This is a genomic window from Sporosarcina sp. P1 (assembly GCF_002743155.1).
In the GTDB taxonomy this organism is placed as follows: domain Bacteria; phylum Bacillota; class Bacilli; order Bacillales_A; family Planococcaceae; genus Sporosarcina; species Sporosarcina ureae_B.
In genome coordinates, this window is record NZ_PDYS01000009.1 from 102,321 (window position 1) to 124,218 (window position 21,898).

Annotated in this window: 28 protein-coding genes; 7 read left to right on the forward strand and 21 right to left on the reverse strand. The window is 41.4% G+C overall.

Going from position 1 to position 21,898, the window contains the following annotated elements; translation table 11 throughout:
- The first annotated feature begins 229 nt into the window (after positions 1 to 229).
- From CSV73_RS10490 to chrA, 4 genes are all read left to right on the forward strand, one after another.
- Positions 230 to 577: an ArsR/SmtB family transcription factor gene (locus CSV73_RS10490; RefSeq protein WP_099627517.1), complete on the forward strand. Its 348-nt coding sequence runs from the start codon at positions 230 to 232 to the stop codon at positions 575 to 577.
- A 15-nt stretch (positions 578 to 592) separates the two neighbouring features.
- Positions 593 to 1,891 (forward strand): arsenic transporter, encoded by a 1,299-nt coding sequence (locus CSV73_RS10495; RefSeq protein ID WP_099627518.1) that lies wholly within the window; start codon positions 593 to 595, stop codon positions 1,889 to 1,891.
- 23 nt (positions 1,892 to 1,914) lie between these two features.
- Positions 1,915 to 2,334, forward strand: coding sequence for an arsenate reductase (thioredoxin) (gene arsC / locus CSV73_RS10500; protein WP_099627519.1), 420 nt, complete (start codon positions 1,915 to 1,917; stop codon positions 2,332 to 2,334).
- 85 nt (positions 2,335 to 2,419) lie between these two features.
- Positions 2,420 to 3,616 (forward strand): chromate efflux transporter, encoded by a 1,197-nt coding sequence (gene chrA, locus CSV73_RS10505; protein WP_099627520.1) that lies wholly within the window; start codon positions 2,420 to 2,422, stop codon positions 3,614 to 3,616.
- Between the two features lie 91 nt (positions 3,617 to 3,707).
- Here chrA and CSV73_RS10510 read toward each other — a convergent pair whose 3' ends face one another.
- Entirely contained in the window at positions 3,708 to 4,121 is a 414-nt protein-coding gene (locus CSV73_RS10510) for a universal stress protein (RefSeq protein ID WP_099627521.1), read from the reverse strand.
- A 13-nt stretch (positions 4,122 to 4,134) separates the two neighbouring features.
- Positions 4,135 to 5,544 carry a SulP family inorganic anion transporter gene (locus CSV73_RS10515; protein ID WP_099627522.1) on the reverse strand — a complete coding sequence of 470 codons (1,410 nt, stop codon included), beginning with the start codon at positions 5,542 to 5,544 and terminating at the stop codon, positions 4,135 to 4,137.
- Positions 5,545 to 5,663: 119 nt separating this feature from the next.
- Here CSV73_RS10515 and CSV73_RS10520 point away from each other — a divergent pair, with 119 nt between their 5' ends.
- Positions 5,664 to 6,227 (forward strand): recombinase family protein, encoded by a 564-nt coding sequence (locus tag CSV73_RS10520; protein WP_099627523.1) that lies wholly within the window; start codon positions 5,664 to 5,666, stop codon positions 6,225 to 6,227.
- A gap of 286 nt (positions 6,228 to 6,513) precedes the next feature.
- On the opposite strand, the gene CSV73_RS10525 is transcribed toward CSV73_RS10520, so the two are convergent.
- The 9 genes from CSV73_RS10525 to CSV73_RS10560 all read right to left on the reverse strand — a co-directional run bounded on the left by CSV73_RS10525 (position 6,514) and on the right by CSV73_RS10560 (position 13,271).
- Complete coding sequence (locus tag CSV73_RS10525; RefSeq protein WP_099627524.1) at positions 6,514 to 7,314, reverse strand: cupin domain-containing protein; 801 nt, start codon at positions 7,312 to 7,314, stop codon at positions 6,514 to 6,516.
- Positions 7,315 to 7,770: 456 nt separating this feature from the next.
- Complete coding sequence (gene deoC, locus CSV73_RS10530) at positions 7,771 to 8,433, reverse strand: deoxyribose-phosphate aldolase (RefSeq protein WP_085130964.1); 663 nt, start codon at positions 8,431 to 8,433, stop codon at positions 7,771 to 7,773.
- Positions 8,434 to 8,452: 19 nt separating this feature from the next.
- Complete coding sequence (locus CSV73_RS10535; protein WP_099627525.1) at positions 8,453 to 9,757, reverse strand: pyrimidine-nucleoside phosphorylase; 1,305 nt, start codon at positions 9,755 to 9,757, stop codon at positions 8,453 to 8,455.
- A 42-nt stretch (positions 9,758 to 9,799) separates the two neighbouring features.
- Positions 9,800 to 10,981 carry a NupC/NupG family nucleoside CNT transporter gene (locus CSV73_RS10540; RefSeq protein WP_085130966.1) on the reverse strand — a complete coding sequence of 394 codons (1,182 nt, stop codon included), beginning with the start codon at positions 10,979 to 10,981 and terminating at the stop codon, positions 9,800 to 9,802.
- A gap of 196 nt (positions 10,982 to 11,177) precedes the next feature.
- Complete coding sequence (locus CSV73_RS10545) at positions 11,178 to 12,119, reverse strand: DNA-binding transcriptional repressor DeoR (protein ID WP_099627526.1); 942 nt, start codon at positions 12,117 to 12,119, stop codon at positions 11,178 to 11,180.
- 111 nt (positions 12,120 to 12,230) lie between these two features.
- Complete coding sequence (locus CSV73_RS10550; protein ID WP_099627527.1) at positions 12,231 to 12,545, reverse strand: hypothetical protein; 315 nt, start codon at positions 12,543 to 12,545, stop codon at positions 12,231 to 12,233.
- A 48-nt stretch (positions 12,546 to 12,593) separates the two neighbouring features.
- Positions 12,594 to 12,824, reverse strand: a complete 231-nt coding sequence (locus tag CSV73_RS10555) for a hypothetical protein (RefSeq protein ID WP_232319188.1) — start codon at positions 12,822 to 12,824, stop codon at positions 12,594 to 12,596.
- Positions 12,817 to 12,948, reverse strand: a complete 132-nt coding sequence (locus tag CSV73_RS16835) for a hypothetical protein (protein WP_255407856.1) — start codon at positions 12,946 to 12,948, stop codon at positions 12,817 to 12,819. The genes CSV73_RS10555 and CSV73_RS16835 overlap by 8 nt, the downstream gene beginning before the upstream one ends.
- A gap of 62 nt (positions 12,949 to 13,010) precedes the next feature.
- Positions 13,011 to 13,271 (reverse strand): hypothetical protein, encoded by a 261-nt coding sequence (locus tag CSV73_RS10560; RefSeq protein WP_085130969.1) that lies wholly within the window; start codon positions 13,269 to 13,271, stop codon positions 13,011 to 13,013.
- A gap of 100 nt (positions 13,272 to 13,371) precedes the next feature.
- Here CSV73_RS10560 and CSV73_RS10565 point away from each other — a divergent pair, with 100 nt between their 5' ends.
- Positions 13,372 to 14,388, forward strand: coding sequence for a DUF1646 family protein (locus CSV73_RS10565; RefSeq protein WP_099627528.1), 1,017 nt, complete (start codon positions 13,372 to 13,374; stop codon positions 14,386 to 14,388).
- A gap of 30 nt (positions 14,389 to 14,418) precedes the next feature.
- Here CSV73_RS10565 and CSV73_RS10570 read toward each other — a convergent pair whose 3' ends face one another.
- The 8 genes from CSV73_RS10570 to CSV73_RS10600 form a co-directional block, all read right to left on the reverse strand.
- Positions 14,419 to 14,856, reverse strand: a complete 438-nt coding sequence (locus tag CSV73_RS10570) for a hypothetical protein (RefSeq protein WP_099627529.1) — start codon at positions 14,854 to 14,856, stop codon at positions 14,419 to 14,421.
- Positions 14,857 to 14,934: 78 nt separating this feature from the next.
- Positions 14,935 to 15,591: a hypothetical protein gene (locus CSV73_RS10575; protein ID WP_099627530.1), complete on the reverse strand. Its 657-nt coding sequence runs from the start codon at positions 15,589 to 15,591 to the stop codon at positions 14,935 to 14,937.
- Between the two features lie 47 nt (positions 15,592 to 15,638).
- Complete coding sequence (locus tag CSV73_RS16595; RefSeq protein ID WP_198166053.1) at positions 15,639 to 15,809, reverse strand: hypothetical protein; 171 nt, start codon at positions 15,807 to 15,809, stop codon at positions 15,639 to 15,641.
- 258 nt (positions 15,810 to 16,067) lie between these two features.
- The gene (locus tag CSV73_RS10585; RefSeq protein ID WP_099627531.1) at positions 16,068 to 16,538 is read right to left on the reverse strand and encodes a GNAT family N-acetyltransferase; all 471 of its coding nucleotides are present in this window, start codon (positions 16,536 to 16,538) and stop codon (positions 16,068 to 16,070) included.
- A 32-nt stretch (positions 16,539 to 16,570) separates the two neighbouring features.
- Positions 16,571 to 16,993 carry a hypothetical protein gene (locus CSV73_RS10590; RefSeq protein ID WP_099627532.1) on the reverse strand — a complete coding sequence of 141 codons (423 nt, stop codon included), beginning with the start codon at positions 16,991 to 16,993 and terminating at the stop codon, positions 16,571 to 16,573.
- Between the two features lie 187 nt (positions 16,994 to 17,180).
- Positions 17,181 to 17,327: a hypothetical protein gene (locus CSV73_RS16500; RefSeq protein WP_158232341.1), complete on the reverse strand. Its 147-nt coding sequence runs from the start codon at positions 17,325 to 17,327 to the stop codon at positions 17,181 to 17,183.
- 74 nt (positions 17,328 to 17,401) lie between these two features.
- On the reverse strand, positions 17,402 to 18,412 hold the full coding sequence (locus CSV73_RS10595) for a proline dehydrogenase family protein (RefSeq protein ID WP_099627533.1): 1,011 nt from the start codon (positions 18,410 to 18,412) through the stop codon (positions 17,402 to 17,404).
- An 88-nt stretch (positions 18,413 to 18,500) separates the two neighbouring features.
- Positions 18,501 to 19,121 carry a DUF3298 and DUF4163 domain-containing protein gene (locus CSV73_RS10600; protein WP_233202881.1) on the reverse strand — a complete coding sequence of 207 codons (621 nt, stop codon included), beginning with the start codon at positions 19,119 to 19,121 and terminating at the stop codon, positions 18,501 to 18,503.
- A 116-nt stretch (positions 19,122 to 19,237) separates the two neighbouring features.
- On the opposite strand from CSV73_RS10600, the gene CSV73_RS10605 reads away from it, so the two are divergent.
- Complete coding sequence (locus tag CSV73_RS10605) at positions 19,238 to 19,615, forward strand: nucleotide excision repair endonuclease (protein WP_085130977.1); 378 nt, start codon at positions 19,238 to 19,240, stop codon at positions 19,613 to 19,615.
- Positions 19,616 to 19,649: 34 nt separating this feature from the next.
- On the opposite strand, the gene CSV73_RS10610 is transcribed toward CSV73_RS10605, so the two are convergent.
- Together CSV73_RS10610 and CSV73_RS10615 are read right to left on the reverse strand one after the other, a co-directional pair.
- Positions 19,650 to 20,000 carry a YolD-like family protein gene (locus tag CSV73_RS10610; RefSeq protein ID WP_099627534.1) on the reverse strand — a complete coding sequence of 117 codons (351 nt, stop codon included), beginning with the start codon at positions 19,998 to 20,000 and terminating at the stop codon, positions 19,650 to 19,652.
- Between the two features lie 107 nt (positions 20,001 to 20,107).
- The gene (locus tag CSV73_RS10615) at positions 20,108 to 21,820 is read right to left on the reverse strand and encodes a methyl-accepting chemotaxis protein (protein WP_099627553.1); all 1,713 of its coding nucleotides are present in this window, start codon (positions 21,818 to 21,820) and stop codon (positions 20,108 to 20,110) included.
- Positions 21,821 to 21,898 lie beyond the last annotated feature (78 nt).

The window sequence follows — 21,898 nt, forward strand, 5'->3', positions numbered from 1 at the left end:
TTCCTTATCAAGCCTTTTGTAATTGTAAGGAATATGGCTTAATTTCTCGTATTTTTTCATTCCAAATTATATTTACGAAAGGATAAAATAAAAGCTGACCTTCCCTCGATTGAGGTATTGTCGGCTTTTATTTTATTTAAACAATTAACATACTTGCGTATATAAGCATATGCTTATATAATGTTGATGAATTCGAAAGTTTTCTAAGCACTCTGAGGAGGGATGATACATGAATACAACAGTAACGATTGATCTGCAACGAGCATCACAACTATTAAAATTGCTCGGAGATCCGACACGGTTGACGATGATGAAGTTACTCCAGTCACATGAATGTTGTGTATGTGAATTTGTTGAGATTTTCAAGATGAGTCAGCCCGCGATTAGCCAGCACTTACGTAAACTTAGAGATATTAAGTTAGTGAAAGAAGAACGCAGGGGTCAATGGATTTTCTTTTCGATAAATAAAGATCATGAAGATTATCCGTTTGTTCAAAGCATTCTTGAACACCTTCCAGAACAGAACGAATCAATCGCTGAACTGGAAGCACAAGGGCTTCGAGTTTGTTGCCAGTAAGGAGGGGAATGCAAGTTGATTTCAGTTTTTACCGCATCATTGATTTTCGTAATAACACTGATTTTTGTAATTTGGCAGCCTAGAAATTTATCAATTGGATGGTCAGCCTGTATTGGTGCAGTAGTTGCTTTGCTAGTAGGGGTAGTCAATTTTCAGGATGTTATAGATGTAACGGGAATTGTGTGGAATGCCACGTTAGCTTTCATCGCTATCATAATCATTTCCTTAATCTTAGATGAAATCGGATTCTTCGAGTGGTCTGCTTTACACATGGCTAGATTAGCTAAAGGCAGCGGTATTCGCATGTTTATTTACGTCAGTCTTCTAGGGGCAGTTGTTGCTGCTTTGTTCGCAAACGATGGGGCTGCTCTTATACTAACGCCAATCGTACTTGCAATGGTACGAAATTTGAATTTCAATGAAAAGATGATTTTCCCATTTATTATTGCCAGTGGCTTTATAGCTGATACGACTTCATTACCATTGGTCGTGAGTAACTTAGTCAATATTGTTTCGGCAGACTTTTTTGGTATTGGCTTTGTCGAATACGCATCGCGGATGATTGTACCTAATTTATTTGCATTAGTTGCGAGTATTTTAGTGCTGTTGTTATTCTTTCGTAAAAGTATCCCTAAAAACTATAAAGTATCAGATTTAAAAGAACCGAAGGATGCAATCAAAGATATAAAGTTGTTTCGACTAGCTTGGGTGATTTTAAGCGTATTACTCGTAGGTTATTTCTCTAGTGGATTTACGGGATTGCCCGTATCTATTATTGCTGGAATTACAGCAATATTCTTTATGCTTATGGCACAAAGAAGTCCTGCGGTCCACACGAAGCAAGTACTTAAAGGAGCTCCTTGGGCAATCGTATTCTTTTCAGTTGGAATGTACGTGGTCGTTTACGGATTGCGTAACGCCGGACTGACAGGTATCTTGGCAGATGTTATTCAAATGGCAGCCAATCAAGGACTTTTTGTAGCAACGATTTCGATGGGCTTTATTGCAGCAATATTATCATCGATTATGAATAATATGCCTACTGTTATGATCAACGCCCTAGCAATATCGGAAACGAATACAACAGAGCCGATTCGCGAAGCATTGATTTATGCAAATATCATCGGGTCGGATTTAGGTCCTAAAATAACGCCAATCGGTTCTTTGGCCACTTTATTGTGGTTGCATGTCTTGTCACATAAAGGCGTGAAGATCTCTTGGGGAAGCTATTTTAAAATCGGTATTATTTTAACTATCCCTACACTCCTGATTACACTAATCGGACTGTATTTATGGCTATCATTTATACAATAAAACACAAAAAGGAGATTTTTACTATGTCGAAAAAAACCCTCTATTTCTTATGTACGGGTAACTCATGTCGTAGCCAAATGGCTGAAGGCTGGGGTAAAAAGTATCTTGGTGAAGAATGGCAAGTTTTTAGTGCGGGAATTGAAGCACATGGCGTCAATCCAAGTGCTATTAAGGCGATGGATGAGGCTGGCATTGACATTACGGATCAAACTTCGGATATTATTGATCCACAAATCTTAAATAATGCAGATTTTGTCGTTACACTTTGTGGAGATGCTGCTGACAAGTGTCCGATGACACCCCCCTATGTAAAACGTGATCATTGGGGATTTGATGATCCTGCAAAAGCAGAAGGAACAGATGAAGAAAAGTGGGCTTTTTTCCAACGTGTTCGTGATGAAATTGGTGCAAGGATTGAACGTTTCTCTAAAACAGGTGAATAAGTAAAATAGGCCATAGATTCATATCTTGGCTATCCTTATACAAATAATATAAGGACATAATTATGTATTAACAAAGGATGTGTTGATGATAAAAAAAACGAAACTAAATAGAGGATTTAAATCACTTTTGGAAATACTTTTAGTTTCATCACGGCTTGGTTTGACCTCTTTTGGTGGACCTACAGCTCATTTAGGATATTTCCATGAAGAATATGTACGCAGAAGAAAATGGATGGATGAAAAAAGTTATGCGGATTTAGTTGCTTTATCTCAATTCTTACCTGGCCCTGCCAGTAGCCAAGTGGGAATCGGTATTGGCGTTATGCGGGCAGGTGTCTTAGGTGGAATTACATCTTTTATTGGGTTTACGCTACCTTCAGTTATTGCGCTTATCCTTTTTGCTTTACTGCTCACTGGATTTGATATCGGAAATGCAGGATGGATACACGGATTAAAGATTGTGGCAGTAGCGGTAGTTGCACATGCCATAATCGGTATGGCCAAAAACTTGACGCCTGATTTAAAAAGAAAAGCCATCGCTTTATTTGCACTAATAGGTACACTTCTTTGGCAATCAGCTTTTACTCAAGTAGGTGTCATTTTAATCGCAGCATTCTTTGGGTTCCTTTTATTTAAACAACACGATGAAGTTGAAGAAGCTAGATCGAACTTCCCGATAGCTAAAAGGGTTTCGGTGATCTGTCTACTGTTATTTTTCGGTTTGTTATTTCTATTACCGGTTATCAGAGAAGTTACCGGATCCTATTGGGTAGCAATGTTCGATAGTTTTTATCGTTCAGGTTCTTTAGTCTTCGGTGGGGGGCATGTCGTTTTACCTTTATTAGAACAGGAACTTGTACCAACTGGATGGATAAGCGAAGAGTCATTCTTAGCAGGTTATGGTGCTACGCAAGCAGTACCTGGTCCTCTATTTACATTTGCAGCCTATTTAGGAACCGTTATGAAAGGTTGGCAAGGTGGTTTAGTTGCAACGTTTGCAGTTTTCTTACCTGCTTTCCTTCTTATTCTTGGTGCGTTACCATTTTGGGATCGTTTACGTAACAATCCTAAAATTAAAGGTGCAATAATGGGCGTAAATGCAGCAGTTATCGGAATTTTAATTTCTGCTTTTTATTTTCCGATTTGGACAAGTTCAATCTTGGCACCTGTTGATTTTGCTCTAGCTGCAATTTTGTTTAGTATGCTAGCCTATTGGAAACTTCCACCTTGGATTATTGTGGTTTCTGGAGCTATCGGTGGATCATTATTATCTTTATTGTGATACAACAAGAAAAGCCCTTCAAATGAGGGCTTTTCTTGTATTTGATTTCTCACCAGTCACCGCATCGTATAGTATTGGGAATGAAAGTTCTTTATTTAACAATGGTAATTGGGCAATTCACATGCTTCATGACTTTGTGACTGACGCTACCAAGGATCATTTCTTGAAAAGTATTTAAACCTCGACTCCCGATGACAAGTTGGTCAATTTCTTCTGCATTCACATACTGAATGATTTCTTGACTCGGATTCCCTTTTAACATGGTAATCTTCGTCTTCACTCCGACGTCTTTTGCTAGTTCTATAATAGGCTGCACTTTTTGTTCTCTTTTCAATGTTAAGCTCTCAGGGCTTTGAGATAACAGCCGCTCATCTTTCACCTTATTATAATCCGATACATAAATAACTTCTAAATGCGCCTCGGGTAAGTATTTGCAAAGTGTAATAGCATTTTTTGCCGCACGTAAAGCATTTTCTGACCCATCAATTGCTACAGCAATCCTCATGTAGATTCCTCCCTTACGTTAATTGTTTATACAATTGTTCACTTGAAGAATTTAACCCTTGAATCTCTACCTTCATACCTTTTTGCTCAAGCTTCTGTTTCACTTTAAATATTGCAGCTACTGCAGATTCATCCCACAGCTGACTATTTTCAAAATTAATGACGATTTCATTTTCTGAAACGTTATCGAATGACTGAATAAATTTTGTAGTTGATGCAAAAAACAAAGGACCCTTTACCTGATATCCATCCTTATCATGCGTTACTGTCACACGAGAAATCTTTGCAACAAAGAATAGCGCACTCAAAATAACTCCAATAACAACACCAATCGCTAAATTATGTGTATATAAAATAATCGCAACTGTAAAAAGCATAACAAGTGACTCCGATTTAGGCGCTTGTTTCAAAAACTTAAACGAGCTCCAATTAAATGTTGTCGCACTAACCATAATCATCACACCAACAAGAACAGGCATCGGTATTTTGACGACGACATCGCCCAAAACAATAATTAAAAACATGAGAAAAATACCTGACGTTAATGTCGATAAACGCCCACGCCCTCCTGATTTAATATTGATAATCGACTGCCCGATCAATGCACAACCTGCCATCCCACCAAAAAAACCAGTGATGAAGTTAGCAATCCCTTGCCCACGCGCTTCTGTATTTTTATTGCTCGGCGTATTTGTCATATCATCCAGCACTTGGGATGTAAGTAGTGATTCTAATAAACCGACAACCGAAAGCGCCAATGCATACGGTAAAATAATTTTTAACGTTTCAAAATTAAGCGGAATATCTGGTAAGAAAAAAATCGGTAACGAATTTGGCATCGATCCAAGATCACCAATCGACTGTAACTTCACGCCACTTAGGAGCGCAATGCCCGTCATGAGCACAATGGCAATGAGCGGTGCAGGAATCGCGGTAAAAAATCGCGGAATCAAATACACCAATATTAGCGTAACGCCTGCAAAGACATATGTCATCATGCCACCACCTATTAAATATGGCAGTTGCGTTATAAAAATCATAATCCCTAGCGCATTCACAAAGCCTAGCATGACGGAGTTTGGAATAAAACGCATCAAGTTCGCTACACCAAACAACCCAAGTATAAATTGAATGACTCCTGTTAAAATAGTGGCCGCGAGTAGATATTGTAAGCCATGATTCGCCACTAAGCTGACGAGTACTAATGCCATCGCACCTGTTGCTGATGAGATTAACCCAGGACGGCCACCGACAAACGCAGTAATGACCGCCATTGTAAATGAAGCATATAATGCGACACGTGGATCTACACCCAGAATGAACGCAAAAGCCAATGCTTCCGGAATGAGCGCCAGCCCAACAACGATGCCGGCTAAAATATCAGCGCGTACATTCCCAAACCACTGTTGTTTTAAAGTATGCATACTGTTCCCCTTTCATAAAGACATAAATTTCAACATAGCTACTATCGATGTTAGAATGTATGTAGCATATCATTTAGATTCCCAAAAGTGAATCGTTTTGGGAAGTTAGGAGCAAAAAAATGAAATATGGATACATCCGCCCGATTGTTCAGGATCAACAATGCACCCATCAATTAAACGAACTTTTCTTTGATACATTATTTAAAGAGGCACATGGACTTGCCAAGAAACGAACTGAGCTTGAACAATTATTGATGACTGTTCAAAAAGATGACGAGCTATTCGTCCAAAATATCGCAGTATTAGCAGATTCCCTTCAGCAACTTTTAGATATTTTGCGACTAGCAGAACGAGATCAAATCACTATTCACTTTGTCGATGAACAATTAACCAACCAAACGATACAAAAAGCTTCATTACTTCAAAGCGCTACATTTTTTGCGGATTTGCAATCAAAGTTTCTAAGCCATTCTTCTACATTTACGCTACAAGCTGCTAAACAGCAGGGTAAATCGATTGGTCGGCCACGAAAAACAGATGCCAATTTAGAGTTGGCTTTTTCAATGTATGACAGTAAGACTTATACGCTATATGACATAAAAGAAGTAACTGGAATTAGTAAGTCTACTTTATATCGTTATTTGGATGATCGCTCTACATTGTTATCCGATGACAAAGAGTAGAAGTAGATGTATTTAAGTGTGGCCCAAAAAATATGATCTAACACAATGTAAATATGTTCGATTCATAAAAACAGCTTCATCCCTTGCTACACAAAGGACGAAGCTGTTTTTTATTCGTGCATTTTTTCGCTTCTCATTTGAATCTAACTTAACACATGATACAACTAACTTAAGTTAGATTGGGGTTGGACGTAAAAATGCGTGAGGTGTGGCATTAAAATAAAGTTTGATCATTTCATAGCTATGATTTTCCACAATCGCGCCCGATTGTGGAAATGTAAATGTTCTACACGTTTTTGCTTTGCTTTAGTAGTTTGGATTCTCCTGTACGTTCCCATTCTTCCACCGTTTCATATGCTTTTTCAGGAGAATATCCTTTTCCAACAAGAACCCCCATTAAAATAAATTCTTGTAAGATGTGTGTCATATTAATTCCTCTTTTAACGTCTTCCAATCCCTCTTGCAGCAAAAACTCCGTATATCTTATCCATTCATCTGGAGTCCTTCCAAAAACTACTGTATTTCCATTACTATGGCCTTCTTCTGCGGCCATTGCATCTGCTTTAGTCCGATGAACAGTACCAAATGGATGATTAGGAGGTCCGTAGATTGAATAAAGCTTTAATGGTACATTTCCTGTATTGGTTATATCATGCCATGTACCAGCAGGAAACATAATTGCAGAATCATCACTTACATTTCTTACAAAGTCCAAATTATCCTTGTTCTTGCCCATTTGGACAAATCCGTGACCTTCCTCAATACGCAGAAATTGATCTACATTAGGATACATCTCCAAGCCTATATTATCTCCGACACCGATACTCATCAAGGTAACTTGCAAGTGACTTCTCGTCCATATAGCTGTACGATATGTGTTATTTTGCTTGGTAGCTTGGTTAATATTCACAACAAAGGGTTCTTGCCCATAATCTTTTAATATAGGATTAGTGTAACCCTGAGTGTTTGAATGCGCTCGAACTTGCCTTTCATAACCTGTCCGATTCGGCATATTCCAACAGTTACACATTGGTGCATTAGCATAATAAACAACCGGGTAAGGGTACATATAATAAGTGTTATTCATTATAATATTCCCCCAATAAAATATGATTATAAACTCATCATATGCCCCACAAAATCAGATGCTCATGACTACTACTAACTCATAACTCATAACACTATATGGCCCGATTGCTGAAGATAGTTATTACTGAATATTCACTTTTTAATATAAATAATTATAGCATAAGCATTGCACCCGTTTCTAGGTCATTAATTATTCCACTTGAACTACTTCTACTTTCACTACGTGTAGAAGAGGGAGTAGTTTAAACTGATCTTTTTCTCTCATTTTATTTTACCAACACAGACATATATATGAAACTTTTCAGAAAACCAAAAGAGACCGGACACACACGACCAGTCTTTTCAGGTTGAAGCGAGAAGTACAATATCAATTGCTGGAGACGGTACAGGTCGTTTCGTTCCATGAAAACAGGACTGCCCTGCGTATATGCAGAACAGTCCTGTAACGGATCTATTAATAATTCGAGTCTGAAACTTCGCCTTTTACGATACTAATACCTGAGCTTGCGCCAATGCGCGTAGCCCCCGCTTCGACTAGCGCATCGAAATCTTCTCCGCTACGCACGCCGCCGGACGCTTTGACTCCAACGTTCGGGCCTACCGTCTTCCGCATAAGAGCCACGTCATGTATCGTCGCTCCGCCTGTCGAGAATCCAGTTGACGTCTTGACGAAATCAGCGCCTGCTTTGACAGATAGCTCGCATGCACGGACGATTTCTTCATCGGTCAACAAGCACGTTTCGATGATGACTTTGACCAATGTACCGTTGGCTGCTTCGACCACCGCACGAATATCCGATTCGACCCATTCGTCATTCCGGTCTTTCAGCGCTCCGATGTTGATGACCATGTCGATTTCTCCGGCTCCGTTCGCCACTGCATCTTTAGTTTCGAATGCTTTGACTGCAGAAGTAGACGCTCCAAGAGGGAAACCAATCACCGTGCAGACCAACACATCTGTGCCTTTTAGCTGTTCAGCGGCATATGAAACCCAGCCCGGGTTAAGGCACACCGATTTAAATTGATAGTCTTTTGCTTCTTGTATGAGCGCCGCGACTTGGTCTTTCGTTGCGTCGGCTTTCAATAGTGTATGGTCAATCATTTGTGCTTTATTCATTTGCGAACCACTCCTTTGATTAGTTTGTAATTTCGTCATGCACAAGTTTGACGGGCTGTACTTTAGACACCGATACACCATACGCATGATAGATCTTTTCTTTTACGCTTTCGATATTTTCTGTATTACTGTGAATCGTCACGAGCGATTCGCCCACTTTCACGGAATCACCGATTTTCTTGTGCAGCACCAGTCCGACCGCCAAATCGATTTCGGACTCTTTTGTTGCGCGTCCCGCACCCAGAAGCATCGCGGCCGTACCGATTTCATCCGCGATAATTGCGGAGACATATCCCGCTTCTTTTGCCGGCACATCTATTTTGTACTTGGCCGTAGGAAGCTTCGACACATCGTCAATGACGGATGTGTCACCGCCCTGAGACCGCAAGAATAGTTTAAATACCTCAAGCGCTTTGCCGTTTTGGATAACTTCTTCGAGCATTTTTCGTGCTTCCTCCGTCGAGTCCGCTTTTCCTGCCAAACGAACCATATGGCTGCCGAGCGTCAAGCACAGTTCGTGCAAATCTTCGGGGCCATTGCCTTGCAACGTTTCGACGGCTTCTTTGACTTCGAGTGCATTTCCTATGGCATAACCGAGCGGCTGGTTCATGTCCGAAATTACCGCCATCGTCTGACGGCCGATTTTGTTTCCGATCTGCACCATTTCACCCGCGAGTTCACGAGCCATGTCGAGGTCTTTCATGAAAGCGCCAGTTCCGACTTTTACATCGAGAACAATTGCATCCGATCCCGCCGCAATCTTCTTGCTCATGATCGAGCTTGCGATCAACGGAATGGAACTGACTGTTGCCGTGACATCGCGCAGACTGTAAATCTTCTTGTCTGCAGGGGTGATATTGCCGGATTGTCCGATCACCGCAATTTTGTTCGTATTGACAAGATTAAAGAATTCTTTGTCCGTAATTTCAATATGGAAACCGGGAACTGACTCCAGCTTATCAAGTGTTCCGCCCGTGTGCCCCAATCCGCGGCCCGACATTTTGGCTACCGGGATATCGAGTGCGGCGACAAGTGGTGCGAGCACAAGTGTTGTCGTATCGCCAACTCCACCTGTAGAGTGTTTATCTACCTTGACGCCTTCGATAGCAGACAAATCGACTTGGTCGCCTGACTCCACCATCGCCATTGTGAACTGCGCGGTTTCTTCCAACGTCATCCCCTGGAAATATACCGCCATTTGAAAGGCCGACATTTGGTAATCTGGAATTGTACCATCCGTATATCCATTGACAACAAATGAAATTTCCTCGTTTGTCAACACATGTCCATCCCGCTTTTTCTCAATCATATCTACCATACGCATACTATCCACCACTCCTGTTTTTAAATTTTTGTTCTATTCCTATTATAAAAATAGCCCAATGACAGTCGCTGAAAGAACTGACGCCAATGTTGAACCCAAAAGTAATTTCAAACCATTTCTTGCCACTTCGTCCCCTTGTTTTGAACTTAACGCCTTGACAGAACCTGTAATAATCCCGATGGAACTGAAATTCGCAAAACTAACGAGGAATACCGATATCATACCTACCGCTTTCGTTGACAAGCCTGCCGAAATATCTGTGAAACTTAACATCGCAACAAACTCGTTGGTGACAAGCTTGGTCGCCATGATGCTGCCCGCTTGTACACTGTCCACCCAAGGGATACCCATCACAAAGGCAATCGGAGCAAAGATATATCCCAAAATAGTCTGGAAGGAAACGTTGAACAGCATTTCAAAGAGATAATCGATTCCGTTCATCAACGCGATGAAACCGATCAGCATGGCAGCGACAATAATCGCGACTTTAAAACCATCCATGATACTTTCGCTGATCATCTGAAAGAATGACAGCTTCTTCTTCGACTCGATCGTCAGCGTATCTTCTTCTTTCGATAATTCATAGGGATTGATGATGCTTGCGACAATCAGTGCCGACATAATATTGAGCGCAATCGCCACTACGACAAATTGCGGTTCGATGATTTCCATGTATGCACCTACGATAGCGACACTGACTGCACTCATCGCAGAAGTACAAAACGTGTACAAACGTCTTTTCGAAATATCATCCATTTGGTCCTTGATAGTCAAAAATACTTCGGACTGCCCGAGAACCGCAGAGGATACGGCTATATAGTTCTCCATTTTCCCCATGCCATTCAACTTGCTCAGTACGAGTCCTACATATTTAATGATGAACGGTAAAATCTTGAATTGATTTAATATACCAATCAACACGGAAATGAAAATGATTGGCAATAACACATTCAAGAAGAATACGGATTCCCCTTCATTTTCCAAACCGCCAAAAACGAAATTGACACCCGTTACCCCAAGGTCAACCAGCTTCGAGAATAAAGCCGAAACAAAGCCGATGGAAACTACACCCACTTTTGTATTCAACAAGATAAATGTCAAAACAAGCTGGGTCACCAGCATAATCACAATCGGTTTATAGTGGATTTTCCTGCGGTCCACACTGACAATCAAGCCCACGGTTAACACGAGTAACAATCCGGTTATGTAAAATACAAAGTTCATCATACTTCCTCCCTTGCATGTTGGTTACGCTTACAACTTGCTTCTTGCACACCATTTTTCTTAGGATGCCGAGACGACCTGACTTTATGTATAGTATATCATAGACCTTGAGCAGATGTGCAGAGTAGGTGAAACATTGTTCATTCTGAATAAAAAAAAGAATCACGCTTATTAATAAGCGGATTCCCCTGTATTTCTATTGGTGAAGCAACAAAGCCTGTGCCGTATACTGATCCGTTATGAAGACGTTCGCATAGCCTCCATTAAGCGCCCCATGGATAGCCTCTACTTTACGGTTCCCACCAGCAACAAGAATGGATTTTTCCTTTTGCTTTAACTCTTCAAGCCGGATACCGATCGTCCGATCATTGACAGTAGTCTCGCATACTTCGCCTGTACGTTTGAAGAAGCGTGAACAAATGTCGCCAATCGCTTCTCGATGGAGTTGCTGTTCTTCTTCGGCAGTCAAATAGCCGAGACGGAACAGCAACGATTCGCTGTCGACAGCGCCCACCGTGAACACGGCGATATTCGCCTGTCTCCCAAGTTCAATGAGCCGGTGCATATACCGGTCCGATTCAATCACGACTTTGACTTCAGGCGTGTCGACTAGGACGGGGAGCGGCAAGTAACGGGGGATGGTATGGAAGGCTTCCGCAAATTTGTAAACCGTTTCAGAATCATATGTATTGACGTCCGACAAGCCGATGCCGCCTTTAAGCTGGATGACCTCGACTCCTTTTACATCTTTTTGCTTCAATGCGTTGGCCACCCGATACATCGTCCGGCCCCACGTCACGCCAAGAATATCACCGTCTTTTACGGTTCGATACAAATAGTCCGCCGCTTCTGTACTGATAGCCTGGATCACATCCCGCTCATCTTCCACTGCCGAGTACGCAATTTTCACTTCTTCGATTTGATATTTGTGCTGTAAGGATTTCACCAATTGATTATTGTCATGAAATGGATCGATGATGTCGATTTTCACGTAGCCATTTTTTTTCGCTTGCTGTAAGAGCCGAGAAACGGTGGGCCTTGAGACGCCCAGTTTTTTTGAAATGGCGAGCTGAGTATAATCAAATTGGTAGTAAAGTTTGGCTGCCTCTATGATAAGTTGCTTTTTATCGATCTCCAATGCAAATCCCCCTTATGTAACGGCCTGATCATGAGTCCGAACCGGCATAACCAGGACGATTATACCACAATCATATACTAGCGGAAAGCCGCTCTCGCTTTTCTTCCTTCCTCAAAAGGTAATTTCTTGACAATCGTTATACTCCAAAAGATTAGCATCAGCTTCCTTATATTTAGCATTCTCTGATTTTCGAATGGTGCATACCGCCCATAATTCCGGAAGTGTGTTCTCCTTGGCGATTTGGACGATCTCATGCGCAGTAGTGTCACCCTGCTCTATGTTTCTATGTAGTGTATCGGCATTAGTATTCGCTTTTGCGATAATACTAGCCTTTCCTGTCGGTACGATTTTCGAGATGTTTTCACCTTGATATTCAACGACTAACAACATCTTTGTCCCACCAATATCCACGCCTAAAGTAGTCATTCAAAATTCCCCCTCCTACTACAATATCCGATTCCATGGCAAGTATTATTAACTTGGGTCCGGTTTTTCCGTAACGATGCTGCCCGATATATTTAGCTTGTTCCAAACCCACGCTTGATACATTCGTTCGAGTTCGATTTCTACTTCTTTTTCATCCATACTCTCATCAATTTCTAATTTTTCAAAAGTAAACGTTTCACTTGCCTCAACACCTTCAAATTCAGTACTTTTGAATGAAAAAGTTATTGTTTTAACCAGTTCAGCCCACCCCTTACTCATTTTTACTGTGAATTGCCTTCTGTGCGATTATGGCATTGCATTTTTTCATTTCATCATGCGGGAAAAATAAGCGATTCAAATTAAAATTATTTTTTGCTTCTTGTGCATTCCATATATTGACCATACAAAAACCTCCTCATTCATGTCCAGTCACGACATAAACAAGGGGTTTCTTTTCTCTAAAAATCATTGATCTTCTTCCTCATCACACGGCGGCTTCTTAACTATCGTCTTCCCACTTGAATACAATCCGCTTGCCGATAATCCCATAATAATCCCGCCCAGTATCCCCGATTTCCAATCATCCGGAAACAAGTAGAAAATCCCGCCACCGATGCCAAGTAGCAAAGAAAAGATCGGAATCAGTTTCTTCTGTAATCCATACATTTTTAGAATTTCCGTTAATCCGATAATGACAGGGATCAGTACAATATCTGAAACTTCCAATGCGTGTCCCTCCTCTATATCTATTCTATTCAGACTCTATGCAAGATGAATCGGCTTTTTGCATACAGTATAAAAGAAAGATTGCCGAAAGGAGATGCCTATGGTCGTTGGATTGCTTATTATTTTAGGATTGGTGTTATTTTTGCCGTTTACGATCCTTCGCATTGAACGTAATTTGGAATTGTTTTTATTTGTTATGGGGTGTGCTGCGGCATTTGTAAGTGGGGTGTTGCAGTGGGAGTTATGGAATAAGGCGATACGCGATCCATTGCATATTACGCTCGCGGTTCTCATAGCGGGAATAGTCTTTCGCTGGATACGACATCCATTTGAGAAAGCGGTAGTATCAGGAAGTAAAGTTATTCCATTCCGATTATTCTTGGCGCTGATTATTATAGGTCTAGGGTTAATTTCCAGTATTATCACAGCGATTATTGCAGCGCTAGTCCTCGTGGCCATCGCGTCCGTCTTGCAAATGGACCGAATATCAGAAATCCGTTTTGTGATTTTAGCGTGTTACGCAATCGGCATGGGCGCGGTGCTGACACCAATTGGAGAGCCACTTTCAACGATTGCGACGAATAAACTGGATGAAGACTTTTATTACTTAATGAACTTACTTGGAACCGATATTATAGCTGGTGTCTTCGTCTTTGGACTGCTTGCATTCTTTCTGATTCGCCCACGCAACCGCTCGCGGTACCGTTCTTCCGGACAAGCGGCAGAGTCGTACATAAGTATTTTCGGACGCGGCGTGAAAGTGTATATTTTCGTTTTGGCTTTGACATTGCTCGGTGCGGGATTTGAGCCATTGATCACCCTTTACTTACTCGATCTTCATCCATTAACGCTTTACTGGATCAATATGATTTCCGCTGTGCTCGATAACGCGACACTTGCTGCTGCGGAAATCAGTCCCGCGATGGACGCATCAACGATCCAAGCGCTACTACTCGGCTTATTAATCAGTGGCGGGATGTTGATTCCCGGAAATATCCCAAATATTATTGCGGCAGGTAAGCTCAATATTCGCAGTGGGGAATGGGCGCGCGTCGGTGTACCGCTTGGATTGCTTGCAATGGTCGTCTATTTCGTTATTTTACTTGGCAGACAATGAAAAAAAGACCGCGCAGGCGGTCTTTTCTTGTTAGTCGATTACTTTCACCCATACCCGATACTTTTTATCATCAGTCTGCACCAATTTAGTATTAGGGCTCGGTGCGTTATTCTTCTTTGTAAAACCTGCTTCAAACGAAGGAGTTTTGATACTCTCCCCTAGGTTCTCCTCGGAAGGCATGCCGATTCCAATTGCATCCGTTACCGTCCACGTATCATCTTTCTCTTTGTTCAACTTTGCGACAAATATTTCTTCTGTGCCGTCCAGTATCCCTTTATAGACATTGATTACCTTATCATTATCGACTTCCAACGTTCGATACACTTTCACCACTTCCGCAAAACCTTCTTCTGCATGAAGCTGTTCTAGTGCCTCTTGTGGGGTGTTCAATGTACTGTTCTTATCTGCTGTCTGGCAACCCGCCAGTATAACTGCCAAAAACATCATATAAAATAGTTTTCGAAGCATGAGATCCTCTCCTTATCTATTTTATTGAATACCCTATTGTTGGCTATATTCAATCCTCAATTGATTGTCTGATCTACATTAAAAAATACGTTCTTTCTTTTCTTCAATTAGCTTGAAATGTACATCTGATGTTGATCCGCTATAGATATGATCCGACACATCCGAGACATCCAGAATTTCATTGATTTCAATGAATTCTGTTTGATTTCCTTCAATTGTCAGCTTGTAGGGACCTGCGAGATTCATCAGGGAAACCATTCTCATTTCTTCTTGGCCGAATCCCGTGTCCATGAACTCCAGTTTGAATGATACGGATTGATTGCTGTGATTTTTCAGAGACAGTTGGCAGTCCCCACTCATCCGTTCATTGTCGTCTAACGTATCGAATGCGCACTTGCCATTTTGGTCATACGAAATCGCTCCGATACCGGTTGCCAAAGTTTCTTGATACGCTGTAATGAGATATCTCGGAAGTAATGCATATAGGAAGAGTACAAGTACCGCTAATACGACATAATGTTTTTTCAATCCATAAATCAGCAATGCCATCGCGATAAGAAATAAAAAAGTGCCTAGTATTCCTTTCCAGACCCATCCATCATCCGTTTGAATAGGAAACGACATGAACGTCACGGTAGTTCCGAGTAACGGATTATTGGGATAGGGGAAAAATAAAAACATGCAAATGGCAAAAAGCACCATAGCGCATATAAGTGCGGTTCTATTTTTTATCACGGTGTTTCTCCTTTTATTTGATTTGATAATGATTTCTCTTCCTATCTCTACTGATTTAGTTTGTCTGCAATGGATTGAAGGATTGCATTCTTACGTTCTTGAACTTTAAGCAATTTCAACGCAAACCATACAGTGAATAGTAGGAATGCGATCGGGATGATGTACATGAATATGCTAAAAATAGATAGAAACGAAAAAAATAAATTGTTATTGTGCATATGTATTTCCTCCTTTCATAATTTATGCTGACTGCTTCTTTTTCGGAAACAGATAAGACACTAGCAACAAAGCCACTCCTACTCCTAATGCTGTATACGTCCACAAATTAAGCGTCGTTTCTGAAATCATATATGCTACTTCCGTCATATACAGAATCAGACGAACAATCTGTGTTCCCAAGACAACGAAAAGTGCCAAGTATTGCAATACATCACGGGTATTTTTCTTTTGTTTCCACTTGCACGGCCTCCCACTGCTCAGGATAGCGATTTCTCCATAGACACTACAGCAATCGACGTACCATCTGTTCTATGTAATACAGATTCCTCACACACGTGATAACCGATTGATTGATAGAGTGAGATGTTTTTCGGCACATCTGCTCGTACTTTGCATGCTATTACTCTCTTCCCTTGTTGCACCGCATATTCCTCTAAAAACCGTAGTATTTTTTTCGCGATGCCTTGACCTTGTCTTTCCGGCACGACAGAGAATCTAGAAAAATAGAGGCTTTCGCCTTCCATTCGAAAACGGACCATCGCGACAGGTTCCCCTTCTATATAACCAATCAACGCCTGTACACCACTTTGCATTTCAGCGGTGATACTTTCGACGGTCTCTTTCAACGCACTCGTCGGAGGTGTCGCTTGCTCGTATTCTCGGAACGCCCGAATCATCACGTCACGGATGACAGGAACGTCAGTAATGTTCGCCTCAAAAATGTTCATAACCGTCCTCATTTCATTTCGTTTTAAGTCATTTATGAATAGATAGAAGTGAATGCCGCCATATCTCCATTCTCAAACAGCTCGATCGTTTCATACTCTTTGTCTAATTGAACTTCATATAATTGCTGTTCTTGAAAAGTTTTCGATTCACCTTGGTCTTGATTCTTATCATACAGAATACGCAACGTGTCTCCGTCGCTTTCTACATCAAAGTTTGTAAAGTCCACGGCGTAACCTTCTCGGCCTTCATGAGCGGTATTAAAATAAATGACCAATTTATCATCCGACGTGTCGTAGAATAAGTACACGCCATTTTCAGCTTGCGCGTGTTCGTGGAATTTCTGATCTCCCTTACTCAAGTCCTTCATGGCGATTTCCTCGTAAGACAATGTCCGGTTCGTGTTACATCCAACTAGTAATGCCGCACTGAGTACGACGATCCAAAGTTTTTTCATCAGCTCTCCCCCTAATCTTTAGTGTAATGAAGAGTGAATAGTACTTTAACTATCTTTAACACTACTATTTTCCATGTTTTCTGTAAAGTGGATACAAAAAAACACTGCAGGGAAAGCAGTGTTCTAGATGCTGGAAAGTTAAAGGATCCTGGATAGGTGATTCGGGATTTAAGCTAGAGATCAGCTTCTAACGCTTCGCTTTACGTTTCAAAATAGTAGAGACGCGACCGTGCATAGAGCGGTCGCATGTCTTGATAGAGCGATAATCGATCGTCATAGAGCGCGTACGGACGTCAATAGAGCGGATATCACGTATCATAGAGCGGTCAAGCATATTTTATGAGCGCTTGAACGAATCTATGAGCGCGTCCACTTGAAACTTCGATCCACATTGCGCTATCCTACCGTTCACCGATACTTCACCCAGCCACCATCTTGTTTCTTGTCACTCCCACGCTTGCTCAATCGTCCGAGCACAAACGCGCCGGCGACTAAACCAATCGCTGTGTTCGTTTTCTTGTTGAACACTTGCTTCACCATCAAGTTCATATTCTGCGGACGCTCCGCCAATCTGCGCATGAAGTACCCGTACCAGTCTTTTCCAAATGGCACGTATGCACAAAAATTATAGCCCTCTTTTGCCAACTGCAGCTGCAAATCATGGCGGAAGCCGTACAGCATTTGGAACTCGAATTGATCATTTGAAATATCATGTTCTTTCGCGAACCGCTTCACATGATGGATAATGTTATGATCATGCGTCGCAATCGACGTGAACGTTCCGTGCAATAAATGCTCTTCAATAATTTTAATATAATTTTCGTCGATTTCTTTTTTATCGGTATACGCAACGTCTGGTGACTCTTTATAGGCACCTTTTACTAAACGGATGCGTGTATCATGGTATTTCTTCGTATCATCTAACGCACGATGAAAATAGGCTTGGATAACAGTTCCAACGTTTTCATAGCCTTTTGCTTTTAATTCGTCTAGTAAACGAAACGTCGGTTCAAGTCGCGAGTGATTTTCCATATCAAAATTAACAAATATACCTACTTTATTTGCATGTTTGACGATTTCTTCTACTTGTTGTTCACAAAATGCATAGTCAATATCGAGGCCGAGTTGTGACGGTTTGATCGAGATGTGCGCATCCACTTGATGTTGTTGGATCGCGTCCACTACGACTAATATTTGTTCTTTCGCTTCGATGGCCTCGCTCTTTTCGTAAACAAATTCTCCCAGATTATCAATCGTACATGAAATACCTGCTTGATTGAGCTCTTTGACACTATCAATCATTTCTTCGATGTTAGTTCCTGCCACTACTTGTTGGGCTCCTAATTGGAAGCCGTATTTTTGGGCAGCTTGATTCAGTAGTTGATTTTCAGATAAACCGATAAAGAAATTTCTTAGCATAGTTTCCACCTCTTTTGTATATTTCGTATATCGAAATTATAACACTATTTCGTCATGTAAGCCCATACATTTGTTTATACAGAGACTCTCAAGTTCCTATAAACGGCAACATTCGGTCTGCCGGACTATTTGGTTTGATAATATCTTGTAGATCAAGTAATGGGATCGGAAAATAAGGGAAGCCCGCTACATAAGGTGAAATTTCGTATAGTTGGAAGTAGACAACAAGACTCGTGTCTGCAATATAGAAATCTTGGTCAGGCTTGATTTTAGTGAATGGCTCAAGCACCGGTGTTTTCCATTGCTGAATATGGCGTCTGATATATTCAGATATCCGCTGCACATAGGGACTGCCTGGCTTGAACATGTCTTGCAAATTGTATTGCCTTCCCGTTTTCGTATCAAATGTCAGAGATTTGACGTAGGTCATTCCATGGGCTCCACCAGTGAACGAGTAGGCGATCAAGTTAATACTGAAGAGATCACGCTGATTATTTTTAATTTCGTAATTTGCCACCATCTCGACAAGACTTGGATCATAATAATTATTGTCCTCTAGCAGTTTATTCATTTCCTTGAACAGCACTTGATTTAGCTTCTGTTGAACTTTTGGATCATCCAGTTTCGTGATGACAGGATAATACACATCCACTTTCGGCTTGGTATTCGATATGTGATACGTTTCTATAACCGCAGGGTTTTTCAACATTTCATCCTTCCCGAGACATTTGTTTACTATATGCAAGGGATGTAAAGAAAGTTTCTCGCTTTTTTTTTGGTCGTATGATAGGATAAACACTGACTGATATAAGGATGTGAAGTAAAATGATCAATATTACATTACCTAAACCGGACGTAACCATCGTTCGCAGAAAACAAGAAATGGGACCGGACGAAACACCGATCAAGCCCATCTATGGTTTCATCGATTTTCATGATATTCCACGTGATAAAGGCGGCCTTTTGTTGTTCTTCAATCAAAGCGACGAGCTATTATTCGTAGGAAAAGCACGAAAATTGCGTCCACGTCTGAAAAAGCATTTTGAAGACCAAGTGTCTCCATTGCGTAATCACCGTGAAGAAGTAGCAAAAATTTCTGCTGTTGTCATCGATGATCCTATGGAACGCGAAATCTACGAAACCTACGTGATCAACACTCAGCAAGCAAAGTACAACGTAGAAAAAGCATTTTTCAGAGATTAAGCTGTCTGCCTTCGCAGACGGCTTTTATTTTTGCCTATACACCACCCGCTTCTTTGGACAACTGGACATCTACCACGTCCTCCACATGAATTCTTTCCGTTCCGAACGGATCGCATAACATGATCGTCATCGTCCGCAAGTCAAGCACTTCAATTTCTCCTTGATGAAAGCGAACTTCTCCATCATGCCACGTCTTAATCATCGTCTTGACACGCCTGCGCCACGCCACTTCAAGTGTCTCCTGCATCGTTTGTAGCTCCCAGTCGGTTAACTCAGGCCGTTCTATATATTCATCTTCCTGTTGCCAATCACGTAGTCTCTCGAGGTGTTCAGGCAACATGAGTGACGTCCACTTCAATTTCCCTCTATCTCGGTTCCTTTCCATTAGGTATTCCCCATTCCTTGAGCGTATGTATGTTCGTATTATACAGAACGTACATTCTAAAATCAATGGTTAAAAAGACCATCGCTTGATAAGCGATGGCCGAGTGTTTATTTAGGTAATTTGAATGAACCGACAAACACTTCCAATTCACGCGCCATTTGATTGGTCTGCGTAGAACGTTCTGAAATTTCTTCTATGCTCGCTGTCGTTTGCTCGGCAGCTGCTGCAATATTATTCGTCATGTCTTCGATATTTTGTATAGCGTGCGTCAAGTGCTCAATCAACTGCACTGCTTCTGTTGACTTCGCAGCTTCCGACGTCATCAAGTTCGAGATATTCTTGATTTCCTTAACCGTTTCTCCGACTGCTACGGAAATATTACTCAATGATTGAGACGTAAGCTTCACTGTTTCTGTACCCTTCGTGATGTGCTTCGTATTTTCCGATGTGGAAGTAATGACTTGCTGGATCCGATCAGAAATATCCTTCACCAGCTTCTCTACTTCAAGTACTTCTTGATTGGATTGCTCAGCCAAGTTCCGTACTTCTTCTGCAACTACCGCAAAACCTTTACCATGCTCACCTGCACGAGCCGCTTCAATGGATGCGTTCAGCGCGAGTAAATTAGTTTGAGCTGCGATTCCTGCAATGGAACCTGTGATGTTTTGGATCTTCGTCGTAGATTCGACTAAGTTTTGGATCGTATCTCCCACTTCTTGTGAACCATTTCGAATTAATTCCATATCATGGCTGATTTCTTCTGCACGTTTTGTGCCTTCTAGTGCAATCTTCATCGTTTCATTGGAGTTAACGAGCATCGAATCGGCGCTTTGTTTCGTATTGCTTAAACCACTTGCTAATCCTGTAAGAATACCTGTTGCGTGCTTTGCATTTGACGTACCATCTGTAACCGCTGTGACGACTTCTTCGATATTATGCGCAACCATCGTAATCGCTTCACGCATTTCAGAAAGTGATGCAGACGTCTCTCCCGCGTTTTCGGATAAATGTTGCGATGTCGTATTCATTGTTGCAATCATATCTTGTAGGTTCACCGTCATACGATTCAATGTACGAGCCAAGTCTCCCACTTCGTCTTGTGACTTCACTTCTGTCGGTTGAACCGCCAAGTCGCCATCCGCAATTTTCTTCGCCTGCTCAATTAAACTTGTAATTGGCTTCGTTTTCCGGCGAATCAGGAATCCTGTTCCGATTGAGGCAAGTATCATAGGAATAATACTGATCAAGATTCCATCGCGTACGACATCCCATGTACGGTGTTTGACGATGTTCGCATCGAAATCGATAACGCTGACTGCGATGATTTCTTTACTTACATCCTGATCTTTATGTATTGGCGCATAACCTGAAAGCCGCTCCATATCACCATACTCGTAAGGTTGGGAGTATGTCGAATGTCGATGTTCGAGTAGATCTGCAATTGCTTCTTCATCTAAATGGAACTGATCTCCTGGCTTAAATCCTTTTGCTTTCAGATTATCGTCGAGAGCAATGAGTTTTCCATCCAAATCCAAAATATATTGTGTTTCAAATATATTCTTATGTTCGGTTGTCCAGTTCAACGTCTTCCCAAGTTCATCTTGTGTATCGACATCGCCAGCCAATGCCTTCTCCAAATCACCAGGTCGAATCAATCCAGTAGTAATATTGGCACAGCCGTACGCCTCAATTCCAGCAGCGTCATACAATTTATCATAAGCCGTCTTATACGTAGCCAGTGATGTAATGACTAGCATCACCACCAAAATCCCAGCTATAATAGTACCTAGCTGAAACGTTAACGAATCTTTAACTTTCATCAAACCTTATGCCCACCCTTCCTATTTAGTTCATCTAGTTCATTCGTTGTCTTCATCATACTCTATCAATCTACAATT

Coding starts and splice junctions, on each gene's coding strand:
- CSV73_RS10590 (WP_099627532.1), bottom strand. CDS start 16,993: ATGAAAAAACTTTGGATCGTCGTACTCAGTGCGGCATTACTAGTTGGA.
- CSV73_RS10570 (WP_099627529.1), bottom strand. CDS start 14,856: ATGCTTCGAAAACTATTTTATATGATGTTTTTGGCAGTTATACTGGCG.
- CSV73_RS10615 (WP_099627553.1), bottom strand. CDS start 21,820: ATGAAAGTTAAAGATTCGTTAACGTTTCAGCTAGGTACTATTATAGCT.
- CSV73_RS10510 (WP_099627521.1), bottom strand. CDS start 4,121: ATGAGGATTGCTGTAGCAATTGATGGGTCAGAAAATGCTTTACGTGCG.
- chrA (WP_099627520.1), top strand. CDS start 2,420: ATGATAAAAAAAACGAAACTAAATAGAGGATTTAAATCACTTTTGGAA.
- CSV73_RS10525 (WP_099627524.1), bottom strand. CDS start 7,314: ATGAATAACACTTATTATATGTACCCTTACCCGGTTGTTTATTATGCT.
- CSV73_RS10555 (WP_232319188.1), bottom strand. CDS start 12,824: ATGAGTAAGGGGTGGGCTGAACTGGTTAAAACAATAACTTTTTCATTC.
- CSV73_RS10540 (WP_085130966.1), bottom strand. CDS start 10,981: ATGAACTTTGTATTTTACATAACCGGATTGTTACTCGTGTTAACCGTG.
- CSV73_RS10565 (WP_099627528.1), top strand. CDS start 13,372: ATGGTCGTTGGATTGCTTATTATTTTAGGATTGGTGTTATTTTTGCCG.
- CSV73_RS16500 (WP_158232341.1), bottom strand. CDS start 17,327: ATGCTTGACCGCTCTATGATACGTGATATCCGCTCTATTGACGTCCGT.
- CSV73_RS10550 (WP_099627527.1), bottom strand. CDS start 12,545: ATGACTACTTTAGGCGTGGATATTGGTGGGACAAAGATGTTGTTAGTC.
- CSV73_RS10595 (WP_099627533.1), bottom strand. CDS start 18,412: ATGCTAAGAAATTTCTTTATCGGTTTATCTGAAAATCAACTACTGAAT.
- CSV73_RS10535 (WP_099627525.1), bottom strand. CDS start 9,757: ATGCGTATGGTAGATATGATTGAGAAAAAGCGGGATGGACATGTGTTG.
- CSV73_RS16595 (WP_198166053.1), bottom strand. CDS start 15,809: ATGCACAATAACAATTTATTTTTTTCGTTTCTATCTATTTTTAGCATA.
- CSV73_RS10520 (WP_099627523.1), top strand. CDS start 5,664: ATGAAATATGGATACATCCGCCCGATTGTTCAGGATCAACAATGCACC.
- CSV73_RS10585 (WP_099627531.1), bottom strand. CDS start 16,538: ATGAACATTTTTGAGGCGAACATTACTGACGTTCCTGTCATCCGTGAC.
- deoC (WP_085130964.1), bottom strand. CDS start 8,433: ATGAATAAAGCACAAATGATTGACCATACACTATTGAAAGCCGACGCA.
- CSV73_RS10605 (WP_085130977.1), top strand. CDS start 19,238: ATGATCAATATTACATTACCTAAACCGGACGTAACCATCGTTCGCAGA.
- CSV73_RS10610 (WP_099627534.1), bottom strand. CDS start 20,000: ATGGAAAGGAACCGAGATAGAGGGAAATTGAAGTGGACGTCACTCATG.
- CSV73_RS10600 (WP_233202881.1), bottom strand. CDS start 19,121: ATGTTGAAAAACCCTGCGGTTATAGAAACGTATCACATATCGAATACC.
- arsC (WP_099627519.1), top strand. CDS start 1,915: ATGTCGAAAAAAACCCTCTATTTCTTATGTACGGGTAACTCATGTCGT.
- CSV73_RS16835 (WP_255407856.1), bottom strand. CDS start 12,948: ATGGTCAATATATGGAATGCACAAGAAGCAAAAAATAATTTTAATTTG.
- CSV73_RS10515 (WP_099627522.1), bottom strand. CDS start 5,544: ATGCATACTTTAAAACAACAGTGGTTTGGGAATGTACGCGCTGATATT.
- CSV73_RS10490 (WP_099627517.1), top strand. CDS start 230: ATGAATACAACAGTAACGATTGATCTGCAACGAGCATCACAACTATTA.